The organism is Brevundimonas sp., assembly GCF_016742135.1.
In the GTDB taxonomy this organism is placed as follows: domain Bacteria; phylum Pseudomonadota; class Alphaproteobacteria; order Caulobacterales; family Caulobacteraceae; genus Brevundimonas.
Map to the genome: position 1 here is coordinate 507,893 of NZ_JACVCG010000001.1, position 16,292 is coordinate 524,184.

General features: G+C 66.1%; 11 protein-coding genes. 2 read left to right on the top strand and 9 right to left on the bottom strand.

What is annotated here, in order from left to right; translation table 11 throughout:
* Positions 1-99: 99 nt before the first annotated feature.
* The 9 genes from IBJ06_RS02495 to IBJ06_RS02535 form a co-directional block, all read right to left on the bottom strand.
* Entirely contained in the window at positions 100-1,119 is a 1,020-nt protein-coding gene (locus IBJ06_RS02495; RefSeq protein WP_292156936.1) for an SDR family oxidoreductase, read from the bottom strand.
* A 164-nt stretch (positions 1,120-1,283) separates the two neighbouring features.
* Positions 1,284-2,396, bottom strand: a complete 1,113-nt coding sequence (locus tag IBJ06_RS02500) for a glycoside hydrolase family 88 protein (RefSeq protein ID WP_292156937.1) — start codon at positions 2,394-2,396, stop codon at positions 1,284-1,286.
* 25 nt (positions 2,397-2,421) lie between these two features.
* The gene (locus IBJ06_RS02505; RefSeq protein WP_292156938.1) at positions 2,422-3,957 is read right to left on the bottom strand and encodes an MFS transporter; all 1,536 of its coding nucleotides are present in this window, start codon (positions 3,955-3,957) and stop codon (positions 2,422-2,424) included.
* Between the two features lie 79 nt (positions 3,958-4,036).
* Positions 4,037-5,539, bottom strand: a complete 1,503-nt coding sequence (locus IBJ06_RS02510; protein ID WP_292156939.1) for a CoA-acylating methylmalonate-semialdehyde dehydrogenase — start codon at positions 5,537-5,539, stop codon at positions 4,037-4,039.
* 11 nt (positions 5,540-5,550) lie between these two features.
* Positions 5,551-6,345, bottom strand: coding sequence for a 5-deoxy-glucuronate isomerase (gene iolB, locus IBJ06_RS02515; RefSeq protein WP_292157277.1), 795 nt, complete (start codon positions 6,343-6,345; stop codon positions 5,551-5,553).
* Positions 6,342-7,235, bottom strand: coding sequence for a myo-inosose-2 dehydratase (gene iolE / locus IBJ06_RS02520; protein ID WP_292156940.1), 894 nt, complete (start codon positions 7,233-7,235; stop codon positions 6,342-6,344). Before iolE ends, iolB begins: the two co-directional genes overlap by 4 nt.
* On the bottom strand, positions 7,232-9,067 hold the full coding sequence (gene iolD / locus IBJ06_RS02525; protein WP_292156941.1) for a 3D-(3,5/4)-trihydroxycyclohexane-1,2-dione acylhydrolase (decyclizing): 1,836 nt from the start codon (positions 9,065-9,067) through the stop codon (positions 7,232-7,234). The genes iolE and iolD overlap by 4 nt, the downstream gene beginning before the upstream one ends.
* The gene (gene iolC / locus IBJ06_RS02530; protein WP_292156942.1) at positions 9,064-11,004 is read right to left on the bottom strand and encodes a 5-dehydro-2-deoxygluconokinase; all 1,941 of its coding nucleotides are present in this window, start codon (positions 11,002-11,004) and stop codon (positions 9,064-9,066) included. The genes iolD and iolC overlap by 4 nt, the downstream gene beginning before the upstream one ends.
* A gap of 93 nt (positions 11,005-11,097) precedes the next feature.
* Positions 11,098-11,976, bottom strand: coding sequence for a MurR/RpiR family transcriptional regulator (locus tag IBJ06_RS02535; RefSeq protein ID WP_292156943.1), 879 nt, complete (start codon positions 11,974-11,976; stop codon positions 11,098-11,100).
* A gap of 138 nt (positions 11,977-12,114) precedes the next feature.
* Here IBJ06_RS02535 and iolG point away from each other — a divergent pair, with 138 nt between their 5' ends.
* Together iolG and IBJ06_RS02545 are read left to right on the top strand one after the other, a co-directional pair.
* On the top strand, positions 12,115-13,098 hold the full coding sequence (gene iolG, locus IBJ06_RS02540; protein WP_292156944.1) for an inositol 2-dehydrogenase: 984 nt from the start codon (positions 12,115-12,117) through the stop codon (positions 13,096-13,098).
* A 139-nt stretch (positions 13,099-13,237) separates the two neighbouring features.
* Entirely contained in the window at positions 13,238-16,207 is a 2,970-nt protein-coding gene (locus IBJ06_RS02545) for a TonB-dependent receptor (RefSeq protein WP_292156945.1), read from the top strand.
* Positions 16,208-16,292 lie beyond the last annotated feature (85 nt).

A 16,292-nucleotide genomic window follows, 5' to 3' on the forward strand; every position in this document is an offset into this window, starting at 1 on the left:
GCCCGCATCGATGACTGTCATGCGAGGTTCAGGCCTGGACAAACCCGAGCTGCGAGACCGTGCCCCTTCAGACCAGGGTATGGGTGCCCCCGGGGCAGGTCAGACAGGCAGGCGACGCCGGAGGCCGTGAACAACCAGGGCCGTGGCGCCCACGGCGGCAACGCCCAGAAGGCCGGCGGACAGGGCCGGTCGACGAACCGCCGTGGTATAGGCGCTGAACGGGCGTCCCCCGCCCTTTTTGCGGTACAGCCGACCCTCCGACCGGCCCTCGAAAAGATTGTCTCCGGGCGTTTTCGGGTCATCGGACTGCTGCACCTTCGGCATTGACCAGCCGAACACCCGGTCCATGACCTTCGGCACCAGCTGGGCGCTTCCCACCATCATCCGGCCCGCCCCTCCCACCGTCACGCTGCGGACCTTGTGGGTCGCCGCATGCAGGATGGCCTTCGCCACCACCTCGGGTGCATAGACCGGCGGGGCTACCTGGGGCTCGTTCTCGGTGTGGTTCCGGGCGTGTTCCGAGAAGGGCGTGCCGATGCCCGAAGGCTTCACCAGGGTGACCTGGACCGGCTTGCGGGCATGACGCAGTTCCATCCGCAGCCCGTCGGTGAAGCCCTTCACCGCGTGCTTGCTGGCGGCGTAGGCACCCAGGAGCGGAATGGCGAAGTCCGAGTTGATCGAGCCGACGTTGATCAGGGTTCCGCCGTCCTCGCGGGTCTCCAGATGACGCACCGCCGCCTTGGAACCATGAACCACGCCCCAGTAGTTGGTCTGGAACAGGCGCTGATGTTCCTCGGACGGCAGGTCCATGATGTCGCCATAGATGCCGACTCCGGCGTCGTTCACCCAGGTGTCGAAGCCCCCAAAGGTATCGACGGCATGATCGACCACAGCCTGTACCTGGGCTTCATCGCCCACGTCGGCCACCACGGTCGTGGCGCGGCCGCCCGCGGCGAGGATTTCGCTCGAGACCTGTTCAAGCGCGGCGTCGGTTCGGGCGACCAGAACCACGGCGGCGCCTGCTTCAGCCGCGGCCTTCGCCGTCGCCAGACCGATGCCGGAGGTCGCTCCCGTGATAACGATGGTCTGCTGGTCGAGCGGCTTCTGGCGGACGGTCATGGCGCTTCCTCGTCGGTTGGGGGTGTCTGAGGCAAACCGACCGGCTCACCATCCGGTTCCGAGAAAACGCCGGTTGTCGGCCCCCGCCGCGACGGGTCCGGTTCGCGCGCTGGCGCGCGCCCCCTCCCTCAAGCAGACTCCGCCGGGCGACGCGAAGGCAGCGATCAGAGATAGGTTCTGAGGAACTCGGTCAGGGCGACGATGGCCAGGCTCTGTCCGTAGGGCATGGAGGTCAGCGGGATGTCCTTGTAGAACTGCATATCGTGACCCATCGGGGTGCCGAAGCTGACCTGCTTGAGCTCGCCGGCGTCATCGATGTTGGCCAGTACGGCCTTGACCGCCTTGATCCCGACTGGCTCGAACCGGCGCGGCAGATAGCCCTTCCGGACGGCTTTCAGAATGCCGTAGGCGAAGCCGGCCGTGGCAGAGGCCTCGAGGTAGCTGGTCGGGTCGTTGATCAGGGTATGCCACAGACCGCTCTCGTCCTGATGCCGGGCCAACGCCTCGACCTGGGCCAGCAGGGCATCGGTCAGGAAGGTCCGCAGGGCGTCGCCTGGCGGCAGGTCCAGCATCTCGATGAACTCGGGGATGGCGATGGTGACCCAGCAGTTACCGCGTGCCCAAAGGGCACCTGCGAAGTTGTGCCGACCGTCGAAGGTCCAGCCGTGGTACCAGAGGCCGGTCTTGCGATCCGCCAGATATTTGATGTGCAGCAGATACTGTCGCTTGGCTTCCTCGATATAGAACGGCCGGTTCAGCAGGAGCCCGATCTTGGTCAGCGGCAGAACCGACATCATCAGGGTGTCGTCCCACAGCTGCTGATAGTTCACCGTGTCATAGGTGATGTGCTGAAAGCCGCCTTCCTCGGTCTTGGGCAGACCGTCATCGGCCATCAGGAACTCGGCCCAGCTCTCCAGATAGGGGCGGTAGCGAGGCTCGCCCGTCTCTTCGTACAGATACGCCAGCGCCAACATGGGCGACATGGTGTTGATGTTCTTGGTCGGGGTGCCGAGGGCGAACCGGTCCTCGAACCACTGGGTCATCACCCTCAGGGCCTCGGCGTCGCCGGTCTGCTCGTACAGCCGCCACAGGCCGAACAGGCCGACGCCGTGGGTCCACTCCCAGTCGTTCCAGCCCTTGGTGTCGATGACCCGGCCGTCGTCGAGGGTCATCAGGAATTCGCCGGTCTCATCCTTGATGTTGACCAGGTTGTCGATCAGGCGGCCGATGGTCTCGATCACCTGATCACGCGGCACGTCATGGGTAAGGGCGACCATGGTTACTCCTTGAACAGTCCTGGCATCAGCGCGTGTTGCCGACGGGGTTGTTTCCCCACAGCCGGTCGTATTTCCAGCCCGACAGATCCTCGACGATCGCCTGGTGCTTCGGATCGGAGGGCGTGCGCTCGCCCGAGCGGAAGCGCTCGATCTCTTCCAGCAGGATGACGTGGCTGGCCGGGTTCAGCTTGAACCGGGTGGAAATCAACACGCCGCAGATCAGGACGGCCAGGGTGCCGATGCCGAGAACCGCGACAATGGCGGTGATGGCCTGCGGGCTCTGGACTTCGGAGCCCGAGACAAAGCCCGCGGCCTGCATCACCTGACCGACCAGCATGACGGCGGCGGCCTGGCTCATCTTGCGGACGAAGGTCATGACGCCGGCAAAGGCCCCTTCGCGGCGGCGACCGGTGACGATCTCGTCCACGTCGGCCATGTAGTTGTAGGTCGCCCAAGGCACATAATAGAGGGCCCCGCGGCCCAGACCGGCCACCACGACCGGCAGCCACAGCAGCACCGAGGCGGCGTTGAGCCCGGCGAAATACATGCCGATGAAGATCACCACCCCGGCCCCGAAGCTCAGGGCCGCGAAACGATAGGCGGCGGCGGGGGACAGGCGAATGGCGAAGTTGATCGCCAGCATCACCGAGACCAGTTGCACCAGCGAGGTCACGCCGACCAGGCCTGCCACGATGGCGGCCGAGCCGCTGAGGGCGAACACCACGAAATAGGTGAAGGCGGCGTTGTAGATGTCCTGGCTGATATAGCCGCCCAGATACATGCCCAGGTGCAGGCGGAAGGCCCGGATGCGCAGGGTCGAGAACAGGTTGCGGTACAGCGATCCCATCGCGGCCAGCAGGGTGGGGCGACCCTTGCGCTCGGCCTCTTCCAGTCCGGGCGGGCGCTGGCGCTCCCAGCTGAACGCGTACAGCAGACCGGCCACGATCATGAACAGGACGGCGAAGATGATGCCCATGTAGAAGTAGGTGTTGGGATCATCCGGCCCCAGCCGGGTGATCAGAAAGCCGGGCAGGAAGGCAGCCCCGGCCGAAGCCAGCTGTCCGCACAGGATGCGGGCCCCGGCCAGCTGGGCCTTGGTCTTGTAGTCCGTGGACATTTCCGAGGCGAGGGTCTCGTACGGGATGATCTCCATCGCATAGACCAGCTCGAACAGGACGTAGGTGATCAGGTAGTACCAGAAGGTCTGTCCCGGCAGCCACATGAGCGCAAACGACGGCAGCAGCGGAATGGCCGCCAGGATGAAGAAGCGGCGCCGGCCAAAGGTGCGGGCAATCCAGCCGCGCCCGAGGCTGTCCGACAAGTGCCCGATGATCGGGCTGGCCACGGCGTCCAGGATGCGCGCGACCCCGAAGATCAGGGTCGCCTCGGCCACCGAGAGGCCGCAGAAGGTCGTGTAGAAGAACAGGATCCAGGTGCCGATGACGGTCATGGAGCCGCCGCCCAGCACATCGTTCAGGCCATAGGCGACCATATTGTACCAGCGCACGGGTCTGGTCGGATGCGTCGGCATTGCGGGCCGGGCGGCGATGGGGTCGGTCACGGCTTGTCCTCCTGCTGCCCCGGTCGTTGCCGGGGAAGTCGTTCTTGTGCGCGCCGGACTCGCGGGGCGCGCGGCCCGCTCAGTCCATGGTCGGAATCAGGAAGGCATCGGTGGTGCCGGTCGGCGCCATGCCGTCAGGCCAGCGCTGGGTCACGGTCTTGACGCGGGTCCAGAACCGGACGCCCTCCATGCCGTGCTGGTTGTGGTCACCGAAGCCGGAGCGCTTCCAGCCGCCAAAGCTGTGATAGGCGACCGGCACCGGGATCGGCACATTGATGCCCACCATCCCGACCTGGACCCGGCTGGCGAATTCTCGCGCGGCGTGGCCGTTGCGGGTGAAAATGGCCACGCCGTTGCCGTACTGGTGGCGGTCGGCGAGGGCGAGGGCACTCTCGAAATCGGGCGCCCGGACCATCTGCAGGACAGGCCCGAATATTTCCTCGCGATAGGACTCCATCGCCGGCTTCACATGGTCGAACAGCGACGGCCCGATGAAGAAGCCATTCTCGTGTCCCTGCAGTATGAAATCGCGGCCGTCGACGACCAGCTCGGCACCTTCCTCGACGCCGATGCGGATCCAGGTCTCGATGCGCTTCTTGTGAATGGCCGTCACCACGGGCCCATAGTGGGCGTCCGGGTCGCCGGGCACGCCGACACGCAGGGCCTCGATGGCCGGCACCAGACGCTCTCGCAAGGCATCAGCCGTGCGGTCACCGACCGGCACTACGACCGGCAGGGCCATGCAGCGTTCTCCGGCCGAACCGAAGGCCGCGCCGCACAGGTCGGCCACCACCTGGTCCAGATCGGCATCGGGCATGACGACACCGTGGTTCTTGGCCCCGCCCATGGCCTGCACCCGCTTTCCGGCGGCGGCCCCGCGGGCATAGACGTACTGGGCGATGTCGGACGAGCCGACAAAGCTGACCGCGCCGATGGCGGGATGGTCGAGGATGGCGTCGACCATTTCCTTGTCGCCGTGCACGACCTGCAGGATGCCCTCCGGTAGGCCGGCCTCGATCATCAGCTCCGCAAGCCGGTTCGGCACCGACGGGTCGCGCTCGGACGGCTTCAGGATGAAGGCATTGCCGCAGGCGATCGCTGGCCCGAACATCCACATCGGGATCATGGCCGGAAAGTTGAATGGGGTGATGCCCGCTCCGATGCCGACCGGCTGACGCATGGAATAGACGTCGATGCCCGGCCCGGCGCCCTGGGTGTATTCGCCCTTCAGCGCATGGGGGATGCCGCAGCAGAATTCTATGACGTCCAGCCCGCGCTGGATGTCGCCGCGCGCATCGGCCACGACCTTTCCATGCTCCGACGCCAGCAGTTCGGCCAGGGCGTCCATGTTCGCCTCGACCAGTTCCTTGAAGCGGAACAGGACCCGGGCGCGACGCTGGGGATTGACCCGGGCCCAGGCCGGCTGCGCCGTCCGTGCCGCGACGACAGCCCGCTCGAGGTCGGCGGCGACGCCCAGGCTGACACGGGCCTGCACTTCCCCTGAAGCCGGGCTGAATACCTCGCCCGTGCGCGTTCCGGAGGAAGCGGACGCGCCGGCGATGACGTGGGAAATCTGTCGCATGGAAGTCTCCGTCACCGCACGATCCAGTCGTGCGCCGGGTCGTTCTGGAAGACCCATTTGCGGACCGGTCCCGCCATGACATTCAGGTAGTAGAGGTCATAGCCGTGCGGGGCTCCGACCGGGTGGTAGCCGCGCGGCACCATGACGACGTCGCCGTCGTGGACCGCCATGGTCTCGTCGATCGACCCGTCCTCGGTGTAGACGCGCTGGAAGGCAAAGCCCTGCGGCGGCGACAGCCGGTGGTAATAGGTCTCTTCCAGCAGGGTCTCGTCGGGCACGGCGTCGCGGTCGTGCTTGTGGGGCGGATAGCTGGACCAGTGGCCGCCCGGGGTGATGACCTCGACCACCAGCAGGCTCTCGGCCACGTCGTCGGCGTCGGACAGGATGTTGCGCACATGGCGGGTGTTGGTGCCCTTGCCGCGCACCTCGACCGCCTCCGGACCCAGCACACGCACCGCGCCCTTGCCCGTGCCCGGTGCCGAGCAGACGGCCACCTCGGCATTGCGCCCGGCCGTGACCGTCCAGGCCATGCCGGCGGGGATGTAGATCGAGGCCGGCGGGCCCGAAAAGACGTCAGCGCGGTCGCCCAGTCCCGCGTGGGTCTCGCCGCCGGCCACGACCGTGACCGTCCCCGACAGCACCACCAGGCAGGTCTCACGCCTCGCCTCGCCCCCGCTGTGAGACTGTCCCGCCGACAGCCTCACCACGCGGAAGCCGACGTGGCGCCAGCCGGCGCTCTCCGGGGTGACCTCGAGCACGGTGCCGGTCTCATCGGCGGCATGGGGGCGAACCAGCAGGGACATCAGACCAGCCCCACGTCGCCGGCCAGTCGCTTCAGCGTATCCAGACCCAGTTGGCCGTATTCGCGCGGGTCGGCGAGGGCCGGGTCCTGCTCGGCCTCGATCACGATCCAGCCGGAATAGTCGATGGCCTTCAGCGCGGCCATGAAGGCCGGATAGTCATAGTCGCCGTCGCCCGGCGTGGTGAACATGCCGCCGACCACCCCGTTCAGGAAGCTGTCGCCCGCCGCCCGGAACTGCGCATAACGGTCGGTGCGGACGTCCTTGCAGTGCACATGGCTGATCCGCTCGGGCCGGGTCGTGGCCACCTCGACCGGATCGATGCCGCCATAGACCGCATGGCCCGTGTCCAGCACCAGCCCCACATGGTCGCCGGTCGCGTCGAAGAAGCGGTTCAGGTCCTCGCCGGTCTCGACCACGGTGCCGAGGTGGTGGTGATAGGCGAAGCGCATCCCCTGATCATTGGCATGCGCTGCCACCCGGTTCAGCCTCTGGCCAAACATGGCCCAGTCGCCGGCCGCCAGCCGGGGCGGCGAGTCCAGCCGGCCGCCCTCGCGGTCGCTGTGCACGGCGTTGGAGGTCTCCGCCAGGATGAAGACGGTCGAACCCATGGCCTTCAGCAGGTCCATATGCCCTGCCATGGCCTCGATCTCGGCATCGGCATCATGGACCAGCAGGTTCGATGAATACCAGCCGCCGACGATGTCGAGCCCGTAGCGCGCCATGACCGGCTTCAACGTCCCCGGATCGCGCGGAAATTTGTTGCCCAGTTCGACGCCCTCGAACCCGATCTCCTTCACATCGGTCAGCAGGGCGTCGAGCGTGGTGTCGCCGCCCAGCTCAGGCATGTCATCGTTCGCCCAGGCGATGGGGCTGACCCCCCAGCGGATGGTCATTCACCCTCTCCCTTGATCCGGGCTTCGTAGATGCGCCGGGCCTTGCGGACCTCGGCACGGGTCGAGACTTCCGGCACGGCCACATCCCACCAGTGGCCGCCGGCCTCTGTGGTCACGACTGGATCGGTGTCGATGACGATGACATGGGTGCGGTCGCTGGCCGCGGCGCGCGCGAGCGCCTGCTCCAATTCGGCAATGCCCGAGACTTTTACGGCCTCCGCGCCCAGAGCGCGGGCGTGGGCGGCAAAGTCGATGTCCGCCGGCGAGGCGTGACGCGCATCGTCCAGCAGATTGTTGAAGGGCCGCCCGCCCGTCGCCTGTTGCAGCCGGTTGATGCAGCCATAGCCGCGGTTGTCCAGCAGCACGACGGTCAGCTTCTGGCCCAGCATCACCGCCGTTGCCAGTTCGGAGTTCATCATCAGATAGCTGCCGTCGCCGACCATGACGAAGACCTCGCGGTCCGGCTCAGCCAGCTTCACGCCGAGGCCCCCGGCAATCTCATAGCCCATGCAGGAAAAGCCGTATTCGACGTGGTAGCCACCGGGCCGATGCGTGCGCCACAGCTTGTGCAACTCACCCGGCAGGCCACCGGCGGCGCAGACCACGACGGCATCCTCGCTGGCCTGACGCCACACGGCGCCGATCACCCGGGCGTCGGACGGCAGGGAATCTGACGGCGCGGTGGCCGCCTCCCACGCCGTGTTCCATTCCGCGACGCCGTCGGCGCAGCGATCCCGCCAGTCGGACGACACCGTCCAGTCGCGCAGCGCCTCCGACAGCTCGGTCAGCACTTCGCGGGCATCCCCCTGCACCCGGTGGGCACCATGCTTGGTCGCGTCAAAACCCGCGACGTTGATCTGGAACAGGCTCTTGCCCGTGAACATCGTTCGCGAGCCGGTGGTGAAGTCCTGCAACCGGGTGCCGACCGCGACGATCAGATCGGCGGCCTCGGCGGCGTCATTGGCCGCGCTGGTCCCGGTCACGCCGATCGAGCCCAGCGCCTGCGGATGATCCCACGGCAGGCTGCCCTTGCCGGCCTGGGTTTCGGCCACGGGGATGCCCGTCGTGGACACGAGGGCCGACAGGGCCTCTTCGGCCCCGGAATAGAGGACACCGCCCCCGGCCACGATCAGCGGCGCCTTTGCCGCCCGGATCGCCTCGACCAGATCCGCGAGGTCCCGCGCATCGGGGCGGGGTCGGGGAATGCGCCAGGTGCGGGGGGCGAAGAAGGCCTCGGGATAATCATACGCCTCGGCCTGAACGTCCTGACACAGGGCCAGGGTGACGGGGCCACAGGTCGCCGGGTCGACCATCGTCGCCATGGCGCGGGGCAGGGCATCCAGAATCTGCTCGGGCCGGGTGATGCGGTCGAATCCGCGCGACACCGGGCGGAAACAGTCATTGGCGCTGACCGTCGCGTCGGCAAAATCCTCGATCTGTTGCAGTACGGGGTCAGGGCGGCGCGAGGCATAGACATCGCCCGGCAGGAACAGCACCGGCAGGCGATTGACGTGCGCCAGGGCCGCCGCCGTCACCATATTGGTCGCGCCCGGTCCGATCGAGGTTGTGCAGGCCATGGCGCGCCGGCGACGGGACTGTTTGGCAAAGGCGATGGCGGCGTGGGCCATGCCCTGTTCGTTGTGGGCCCTGAAGGTCGGCAGGGAGTCTTCCATCCCGGCCAGGGCCTCGCCCATGCCCGCGACATTGCCGTGCCCGAAGATGGCCCAGACCCCCGCGAAATAGGGCACGACCTGTCCGTCGATCTCGACATGCTGGACCGACAGCCAGCGTGTCAGGGCCTGGGACAGGGTCAGGCGCACCGTGGGGCTCATGCTGCCGCCCGTGCCCGTCGCGCCCGACGCCAGGCCTCGGCCAGCACGCGCAGGTTTTCCGTCAGCTGGGCAATGGCGCCCTCGTCGTCCAGCCTGCCCTTCAGCCACTGGGCGGCGACGTCGTGGAAGATGGTCCGTCCGACGGCAAACCCCTTGACCAGCGGGAAGGGGGCGGCGGCGGCGATCCCGGCCAGCACCTGGTCCTGGGTGGCCGACAGGCCCAGCAGCACAATCCCGCGACAGTGCGGATCATGCTGCAGAATGGCGGCTTCGCTGGCGGCCCAGGCCGTGGCGTCGCTGGTCGGTTCCAGCTTCCACCAGTCCGGATAGACGCCGAGGTCGTAGATGTGATGGATCACCCGCGCCACCGTGTCGCCACTGACGGGACCGTGCTTCGAGGCGATGATCTCCAGCAGGAATTCGTGACGGGTCGACCTGCAGGCATCGAACAGGCGCAGGATCTGGCGGTCCTGGCGGGCACGAAGTTCGGCGTCATCATCGGGGTGGTAGAAGACCAGGCATTTGACCACGTGATTGATCGGCCATTCCCTCAGGGTGGCGCCGACGTCGGGGCCACCCTCGAAGGCCAGCGGTCGCGATCCCGGCAATTCGATCGGACGCCCGATCCAGTAGGGGAGGTCGGCAGCGGCCTCAAGCGCCCGGGCACCGAAGCGACCGTCCAGCAGCATGCCATAGCGACCGTCGCCCTGCGCCAGACGATCCACCGCCTTGAGCGCCAGCCCCTTGAAGTGCGCGATCGCGCGCTCGTCGCCGACACCCAGGTCCTTGATCAGGTCGTCGAACTGGCTGCGATGGTCGATGGCCAGGACGGTCAGGTCGGCATGATCGCCGTGCCGATTGGTCGACCAGTGAATCTGTTCCAGCACCGCACTGTCGCGCAGCCGGTCCGGCCAGTGTCCCGCGAGGAAGGTCTGGAGCTCGTCCCAAGACGCCATGGCCGGCGCGCAGCCGTGACGCGACACCACCAGCGCCCCGCAGGCATTGGCCATTTCGCAGCAGCTTTCCAGCGGCAGGTCGCGCAGCCATCCGCGCAGAAAGCCGGCCATAAAGGCATCGCCCGCGCCCAGAACATTGAAGACCTCGATGGGAAAACCGCGGCTGGCCACACCCTCGTCCAGCGAGGCGGGGATGGCGTCCGGGAAGGCGACGCAGCCGTCGGGGCCGCGCTTGCAGACCAGCAGGGCAGGGCTGTGTGCACGGATGGCGCTGAGGGCGGCGAGCGTGTCATCGGTCCCGCCGAGGATATGGATTTCCTCTTCCGTGCCGACGATCAGGTCGCACAGCGGCAGTACCTGCTGCAGTCGATCGGTCACCCGCGCGCTGGCGACGAACCGATCCTCGCCATTCGCCTTGGCGGTGAGCCCCCACAGGACCGGGCGATAATCGATGTCGAAAATCACCCGACCGCCCTGGGCCTTCATCAGTTCGGCGGCCTTGAGACTGGCGTCGAACACGCCCGGTTGGGACAGGTGGGTGCCGTTGATCAGCAGGGCACCGGCCCGGCCGATCAGGGCCGGGTCGATGTCGTCCACCGACAGCGCCATGTCGGCGCAGTTTTCGCGGAAGAAGATCAGCGGAAAGGTGTCCGGGTCGCGGATGCCCAGCACCGCCAGCGCCGTCAGCCGGTCCGGATCGGTCTTCATGCCGGACGTGTCGACACCCTCACGGTCCAGTTCCTCGCGCAGGAAGCGGCCGAAATGATCATCCCCCACACGGGTGATCAGCCCGGCGTTCAGGCCCAGTCGGGCTGCGCCCACGGCGGTATTGGTGGGGCTGCCGCCCACATATTTCGCGAAGCTCGCCATGTCTTCCAGGCGCCCGCCGATCTGCTCACCATACAGATCGATGCCGGCCCGACCCAGGGTCAGCAGGTCGAGCGGGCGGCGCTTGTCGGCTCTGGAAGTGCTTGTGATCATTCGTTTCAGACGCCCCGGTGTCCAAAACGACTATTCCATCAATTCCAAAGTCGCAATACCTGTTTCACAATTCTCACGAACGGAACGGCAATTTCAGGAGGCGTTCCGACGCTTACGGGGACGCGTTTCCCCGGGCTGGGTGGCGGCGAACGCAAAGTTGATCACCAGCGCCTGGGCCAGGCACATGGAGGCCGAAAGCGAGCGGAACGACCGAACCTCCGATTCGCGGGTCAGCAGGGCCAGATCGGCCGGTGCCGAGATCGGGCTGACGGCGCTGTCGCTGATAGCCAGAACCCGCGCGCCGCCCTCGCGCGCGGCCTCGACCACGGCCACCGTCTCGGCGGCATAGGGGTGATAGCTGATGGCGATCAGCAGGTCGTCGGGCGCGATCGACTTCACCTGGGGCATGGCCAGGCCCGCCACCCCGTCGATGAAGACGGTCCGCTTGCCGGCCTGCAGCAGCGAATAGACCAGATAGGACGCGACCGGGAAGGCGCGGCGAAAGCCGGTGACATGCACGGTTGAGGCCCGCGATATCATCTCGACCGCCGCTTCGATTTCCTGGCGGCTGACCGTCTGGGTCAGGTTCTGCAAGGCCAGGATATTGCCCTCGACGAATTCCGACAGCAGGTCGGCGGGCTTTGCCGTCTCGTCGTGGGTCGCCTCATTCAGCTGGCGAATCCGCTCGGAATAGCCGAGGGCCGCGTGACTGCTCAGCAGGCCGTCCCGGAACAGGCGCTGCATCTGGCTGGCGCCCTCAAAGCCGAAGGTCTTGGCAAAGCGCACGATGGTCGAGGGCTGGACCCCGCACCGCGAGGCGATGACCGACAGGGTCTCGAGCGCAAAGTCGTTCGGCTCGTCGAGGATGTGCCGGGCGATCTGCTTCAGCCGTTTGCTCAGGCCCTCGTAGCGAAGAACGATCTGGGCCCTGAGCTCTTCAGCCGAGGCGGGCGCGGGGGGCGTCTGTTCCATATCTCGACCTCAAGTTTCATCAGACGGAATATCCGTTCGATTTTTCACTGGCAACTCTCGCGTGTCGCGAAGGAAGCCGGTATGTCACGACTTTTCCAGGGGATCGTCCCTGCGATATTCGTGTTCGAGGGGATGACTATGCACACTGTGGCACTGATCGGCGCGGGGCGCATCGGGCGAATTCACGCGGCCAATGCTGCAGCCAACGCCCGGCTGCAGCTGGTCAGCGTCACCGATCCGACCCCGGCCGGTGCCGAACTGGCCGGTCAATATGGCGCGGTCACCCGCAGCGCCGAGGACGTGTTCGCCGATCCGTCGATTCGGGGTGTGATCATCGCCAGCTCGACCGACACCCATCTGGACTACAGTCTGGCGGCGGCGCGCGCGGGCAAGGCGGTCTTCTGCGAAAAGCCGCTGGATCAGGATCTGGCCCGCGCGACCGAAGCCGCAGCGACCTTCGATTCGCTTGGCCAGCCGGTGCTACTGGCCTTCAACCGGCGTTTCGATGCCAATTTCGCGACCCTGCAGGCACGGTTGATAGAGGGTGTCGTGGGTGACCTCGAGACTCTCCATATCATTAGTCACGATCCGGCCCCCCCGCCCGCCGACTATGTCCGCACCTCCGGCGGCCTGTTCAAGGACATGGTGATCCACGACTTCGACATGGCCCGCTGGCTGCTGGGTGAGCCGGTGGTGGAGGTGTTTTCGACCACATCTGTGCTGGTTGATCCCGCGATCGGCGAGGCCGGCGACGTCGATACGGCCAAGACGATTCTCAAGACGGCGGGGGGGCGGCTGTGCGTGATCTCCAGCAGCCGGCGCAGCGGCTATGGCTATGACCAGCGGATCGAGGCCTATGGCTCGGGCGGCATGATCCGCGCGCAGAACCAGCTTGAGACGACGGTTGAGACCTGGACCGCAAGCGGCGCTGCGGCCGACCGTTTCCAGAACTTCTTCCTCGATCGCTACCGGGTCGCCTATGCGCGGGAGATGGACCACTTCGCCGATGTGCTGGACGGGGCGGTGCCGCTGATTGATCACCACGACGGTGTAGCGGCTCTGGTCCTCGCGGAAGCGGCGGCCCGGTCGGCCACGGAGGGCGCGGTGATCCGGCTGTCCTGACGCGTCAGGAACAAGACTTTCAACCGCCTCCACATCATAAAATGAAATCGAAACTACAGGATTGACACGTTCTGAAATACATATTCTAACTCGGGGCAATCATAGAGGCCCGCAAAGGGCGAACGGGGAGGTTGATCAAATGGTGTATCGCCCGAACATGCGCGTACTTGCTTCGGTCCTGCTGGGGGCCACCGCCCTCGCCGGCCTGCCCTCGCTGGCGAGTGCTCAGGAGGCTCCGGCCAATGCGTCACCTCAGGATCCAGAGCGTCGACAGGATGCCCAGCCCCGGCCGGAGACCCAGGTCGATGAGATCGTCGTCACCGGTTTCCGCCAGAGCTATGCCAATGCCATCGCGTCGAAGCGGAATGAGGATTCGATCACGGACGGCATCTCGTCGGACGGTCTGGGGCGGTTTCCCGACCTGAATGTCGGCGAAGCCCTGCAGCGGGTTCCGGGGGTGCAGATCAACCGCGAGGCGGAAGGCCGCAACGCGACCATCAACCTGCGCGGCCTGCCGGGCGAGTTCTCGCGCCTGACCCTTAACGGCGTGGCCTTTGCCGAGCCGATCCTGCGCGAATCCGCGCCGCTGGGGGCCTTCAACTCCGACATCTTCAGCGCCATTGTGGTCAACAAGTCGCCGCTGGCCGACGCCCAGAGCGGCGGCCTGTCGGGCAATGTCGATCTGCGTATCGCCCCGGCGCTGGGCCGGGCGGACGGCGGCTTCATGAAGGTCGCGTCCGAGTACAATGAACTGGGCGGGACGTGGTCGCCGGCCGCCACGATCGGCTACAACCACCACTTCAGCGATGACTTCGCGGTGTTCGGAACCCTGGCCTGGCGCCATGAGGACTTCCGTCGCGATACCATCCTGTTCAACAGCTATGCGGCCTTCACGCCGGCCCAGGCCCAACTGAATCCGTCCCTTTACCCCTACTATGCAAGCTCGACGGCCTGCCCGTCCTGCACGGGCAGTACCTCCACGGCCGGCGTGCTGTATGACGCCCAGCACCGTCAGTATGTTCGCCTGAATGAGGGGGATCTGATCACCGGCGCGATCGGGGCCGAGTACCGCCTGAACGACCAGACGCGCATCGGCATCTCGGGGTTCTACTCTGATCGCGACCTGCCCATGACGACGCAGTATCTGCTGATCACCTCGAACAACCAGTCCAGCATCCTGACCGCCAACAGCGCGCCTGTGCGCATGGACGACGGTCGCTATGTGGTCGAGGACTTCAGCTTCTCGAATGCCGACATCACCTCCTCGACCAGGGGCTTCAGCCAGACTCAGAAGGTCTGGGGCTTCAACCTGACGGGGGAATGGCAGAGCAATGACGGCTGGACCGTGAGCGGGACAGCGGCGGTTTCGCGGGCGCAGAATGACTCGATCGAGATTTCGGTCGACTTCCAGACGCTCCAGACCGCTGCGGGCAATGGCATCACCGGTCGCATCGTGACGGGCGGCGACAATATCGACAACCACATCCAGACCCTCCAGCCCACGCCGGCCGTCACGACGGCGGGCATCAGCACCGGTGTCTGGGGCGGGGTCGGCGCATCCGGCGCCTGGTTCGACAACGCCAACCCGGCGCTGCGCAGGAACCGCTTCAACTTCCAGGGGACCCAGACCATGGGGACCAGCGAGGCGGAAACCGCGCGCATCGACATTGAACGCGACCTTTACGACAGCGGCATCCTGAAGGGCTTCCAGTTCGGCGGCGTCTATGAAAGCGTCAATTTCATCGCCGAGGGCTATCGCATCATGGCGTATGGTCTGCCGATCCAGAATGTCACCCCCGACTTTCTGGTCACGGCGCCGTTTGCCTCCGACTTCTTCAACGGACGGGGCGGCCGGCCGACCGACAACTGGCAGGTTGTCGATCTGAACCGGGCGCTCACGGCCTTGCGCCCGGTCACCGTCTATCCGGGTGCCGAGCTGTCGCCGTCGGGCTACAACATCAACTATGCGAACAATGCCTATGCCCGGGACAATTTCACCAACGGCACCGACATCCTCGCGGCCTACGGCCAGCTGAAGTATGAGTTCGACGTCGGCAGCATGCCGGTCCGCGGCAATGTCGGCCTGCGGTACGAGTCCGCGGAGAACACGGTCGATGCCCTGACCCGGGTCACGGTGACCAACACCATCGGTGCCCCGTCAGACTTCGTGCCGCAACGGTACCAGCAGGACTACGACAAGTGGCTGCCGTCCTTCATCGTGATTGCCGAGCCGACCCCGGATATCGTCCTGCGGGCGGCCGCCTACAAGAGCTATGTCCGGCCTCAGCCACTGCAGTTCTCGCCCAGCACCGTCGTCAGCGCGCCGACCACGAATGGCGTCTATACCGTCACCCTCGGGAATCCCGAGCTGGAGCCCTATGACGCGACGTCGTTCGACTTCTCGGCGGAATGGTACAACCGGCCTGACAGCATCATCTCGCTGGCTATGTTCACCAAGCGGATCACCGGCCTGATCGGACCAATCACCGACCGGAACCTCCTGTGTCCGGCGGATGGCGGCGGGTGGGGTGTCGGGACCCTCACCATCAACGGTGACCAATGCCTGAGCAGCCTGACCTTTACGCAGGGCGGCGTGACCCAGCCCTACCAGGTCGTCGCCTCAGGCTTCACCAACCAGGACAATCCGATCACCGTCAGCGGGGTTGAGTTCAACCTGCAACAGTCGTTCGACTTCCTGCCGGGCCTCTGGTCCAACCTGGGTGGCGGTTTCAACTACGCCTACACCGTCGTCGACGGGAAGACGGTCACCGGCGAGGACGCCACCCTGCCGGGCGTGTCCGAGCATAACCTGAACGTCATCGGCTATTATGAGACCGAGCGCTACGGCATCCGGCTGGTCTATAACCTGCGAAGCGAATACGACCTCGCCTCTACGGCCAGCTTCACGGGTGCGGCGCGTCAGGTTCGCGCGCGCGGCCAGATCGATCTGTCGGCCTCGTACAATATCAACGACACGATCTCGCTGGGGCTCGACGCATACAACCTCACGGACGAGATCCGGGTCGAGTACGAAAACCAGGAAAACATGCCGCGGCGTGCCGACTATGACGGTCGCACGGTGACCATGACCCTGCGGGCGACCTTCTAGCCTTCCTCCCCGAAGCCCGGTCGATGCCCGCCTCGTGCGGTGTCGACCGGGTCAGGGTAAGGCTGATACCGAGAACAGAGCAATC